1 pseudogene is annotated in these 265 nt (G+C 62.6%); it reads right to left on the bottom strand.

The annotated features are described in order from the left end of the window. Positions 1-265, bottom strand: a pseudogene (locus DSD19_RS19410) (hypothetical protein); the annotation flags it as partial.

Raw genomic sequence — 265 nt, 5'->3', positions numbered from 1 at the left:
TGTCGTATTTGACCGGGGTCTTGCGTTGCTTTCTGCCGGGGGTGACGGGCGACAGGATTTGATCCAGTGGATCAAATCTGCCCCGAACGGCGCGTATCCCTTTGTCTTTCAACGCGTCTGTGAACCAGTCGGCGTCATGGCCGCGATCCCCGAGCAACCAGCCGACCTTTGGCAGGGGGCCGAGCAGTGCCCGCGCGCCGATGTCGTCGCTCACCGGTCCTGCCGTTACGAACAGGTTGAGCGGCCGTCCCTTGCTGTCGCAGAT

Origin of the sequence: Rhodovulum sp. BSW8 (assembly GCF_003314725.1) — a bacterium.
Taxonomy (GTDB): domain Bacteria; phylum Pseudomonadota; class Alphaproteobacteria; order Rhodobacterales; family Rhodobacteraceae; genus Rhodovulum; species Rhodovulum visakhapatnamense.
The sequence above is the reverse complement of the archived record's forward strand: the minus strand, read 5'-3'. Positions and strand labels throughout refer to the sequence as shown.